The organism is Flavobacterium petrolei (assembly GCF_003314435.2).
Lineage (GTDB): Bacteria > Bacteroidota > Bacteroidia > Flavobacteriales > Flavobacteriaceae > Flavobacterium > Flavobacterium petrolei.
The window spans coordinates 1-2316 of record NZ_QNVY02000011.1 but is presented as its reverse complement, the minus strand read 5'-3'; the positions used below and the strand labels follow the sequence as shown (position 1 = coordinate 2316).

At 29.4% G+C, this 2316-nt stretch carries 3 protein-coding genes; 2 read left to right on the top strand and 1 reads right to left on the bottom strand.

Annotated features, from left to right (window positions below):
* The first annotated feature begins 150 nt into the window (after window positions 1–150).
* Complete coding sequence (locus DR871_RS16280; RefSeq protein ID WP_129752560.1) at window positions 151–900, top strand: hypothetical protein; 750 nt, start codon at window positions 151–153, stop codon at window positions 898–900.
* A 149-nt stretch (window positions 901–1049) separates the two neighbouring features.
* Window positions 1050–1652 carry a tetratricopeptide repeat protein gene (locus tag DR871_RS16275; protein ID WP_113667252.1) on the top strand — a complete coding sequence of 201 codons (603 nt, stop codon included), beginning with the start codon at window positions 1050–1052 and terminating at the stop codon, window positions 1650–1652.
* Between the two features lie 135 nt (window positions 1653–1787).
* Here the strand turns inward: DR871_RS16275 and DR871_RS16270 are convergent, their stop codons facing one another.
* A complete protein-coding gene (locus DR871_RS16270; protein ID WP_113667251.1) occupies window positions 1788–2123 on the bottom strand; it encodes a DNA translocase FtsK in 336 nt (111 codons plus the stop codon).
* Between the last annotated feature and the right edge of the window lie 193 nt (window positions 2124–2316).

The following is a 2316-nucleotide window of genomic DNA, read 5'->3' as shown; positions in this document are numbered from 1 at the left end:
CATTTGTTGACGGGAAATACCTGTGATGTGTTGCATTCTTAAAAATACGAAAAATCTTCTTTTTATACTAGTATTTTGTTATATTTGATCATAAATACAACGGAGGTTTTTTCACAGACTGACGTTAGTGGCTATTATACAAAAAACCGAATGAAATCAACCGAAAGAATAATAAAAGATATTCGTTTTTACGAAATAAAACCAAAAGATTTCACAGGGGATTTTAACGGAATTATTGGTAATGTTTACCATATTACTGAAGACACAAATTCAATCGGTCAACGAATTGCTAGAAAACTTAACGAGTGGAAATTTATTTCAGGAGAATTTGACCATATTTATATAAACTTTACCGAAAACATAAAACTTGGAGAGTTAATTGAAAGCGAAAAGTTTCTAGATAAACGTATAAAATATGTTGATTACGGAATTGAGCCAAAATCATTTAATTCGCTAACAGAATTTGAAAAAAATCAATTAGTAAAAGACGTTACATTCAAATCTTTAATTTTACTTTACGAAAAAGACGAAGAAAAAATTGGCAAAATAATTGAAGTCGAAAATTTGCTAAATAAATTTGAAACGGAAATTGAAATCGCTTATAAAATCAAAGAAACAAATTCATATAAAATTGAAATTAGTTATACGATTAATCCGAAAAAAACCTTGTCAAAAATTGTTGTAAAGTATTTTGATAAAGTAAATAAAACTCAAAATACAACGACTAAAGATTTATATTTTTATGAAGACATATTTTATTTAGTTGACAAAATTGAAGTTAAGAACGACAAAATAATTTTTACGCATAAAAAAACGAGTTTAGGAGAAATTGCAACTGCCAAATACGAAAAACCAGTTGAAATAGAAATCACCGAAATGGAAAGAAATAACAGCCACTAACACACGCTACAAGCAATTTGGGTATTAGGCTTAATTTGAAATTGGTTTTGTATTTGGAAGATTTGGCAAATCCGAAAATAGGGCTTAATTTAGTCCCAAACTGCTTGTAGCGCGGGAACGTTGTATGCTATGCGGCCAAAAATACTAAAATGAAAAAACTACTTATTCTGACAATATTTTTATCAATTGTTTCTTGTAATGGACAAGAAAAAGAAGCCAAAGATTTAGTAAAAAAAGCTAACGATTTTTTTATGAAATCTAATCAAGACGAAAGTATAAAAATTGACAGTTGTTTAGTTTTAGTTGACAAAGCTATCGAAATTGACGAAAGTTATTTTAATGCTTATTATACTAAAAGTAAATTCTTGACTTGGAAAAAAGACATTAAAGAATCGATTAAAAATAATGCAAAAATGATTGAACTTAGACCACAACAACCTTTATGGAAAATTCAACGTGGACTATTTTTTGACATCGATGGAAACAAAACTGAAGCAGAAAAAAATTATAAAATTGGTTTAAGTGAATATGAAAACTTATTGAAAACCGAACTGAAAAATAATTTTAACTTCCGAATGGAATATTTATCTGCTTTGGAAACAAAGGGAGAACTTAAAAAAGCAGAACTTGAACTTAAAAACATAAGTCGAGATTTTCCAGACAACGAAATATTAAAAGTGTATAAAACTGAATACAAATTTAAAACTAAAGCCGAATTAATTGCTTTGTGGCATAACGGAACTGATAATTAACACAGCATACAACAGCTGTTTTGATATAGCTGGAATTTAGTGGAATTACCGTTTCGCATCACGTTTTCGTTAAGCCGAAAACTGAGCGTTTACGAACTTCCAGCCATCCCAAAGCAGCAAAACGTTAGCAGTAACTTACAGAAACTCGTCCATATCCAAGACAATTATCTCATTGTCAAAAATAGAATCGTCTACAATTACTTTTCTATACTGGGATTTACCGTCAAATCCAGAAACTAATTGATTATTTTCTAAAATATCCATTATTTTATACGCCCAATTATACCCTTTTAAAAATTCAAGTTGCAGTCTTGAATTAGAAATTTCGGTTTTGCCTTTTAAGTGGCGAATTACTTTTATAATATCTTCACTACTTGGCTTATTCCCTATTATTTCCGATGAGTTAAAAGCTACTGCTAACAGCGGTTTTGAGCAAGCTGATAATGGTTTTGTATTTGAATTATTTTCCATAATTTATAATTTGTTTTTTACTTGTTGTTAATTGTCTTGAATCTTTCAGCCTGCACAAAGCCACGAAACGTCAGGCTGTGAAAAAACCTCTTTTTTGCGTTAAAATCTTCAATTTTTCCTTTTCTACAATCCAAAAGAAAGCCTTTTAAGAAAGGTCTTTTTTAGGCTGCTAATTTTAAACTGGAAAAAAAGA

What these genes read in the sequence shown, in the direction of transcription:
- DR871_RS16270 (WP_113667251.1), bottom strand. Translation starts at nt 2,123, where the DNA reads ATGGAAAATAATTCAAATACAAAACCATTATCAGCTTGCTCAAAACCG.
- DR871_RS16280 (WP_129752560.1), top strand. Translation starts at nt 151, where the DNA reads ATGAAATCAACCGAAAGAATAATAAAAGATATTCGTTTTTACGAAATA.
- DR871_RS16275 (WP_113667252.1), top strand. Translation starts at nt 1,050, where the DNA reads ATGAAAAAACTACTTATTCTGACAATATTTTTATCAATTGTTTCTTGT.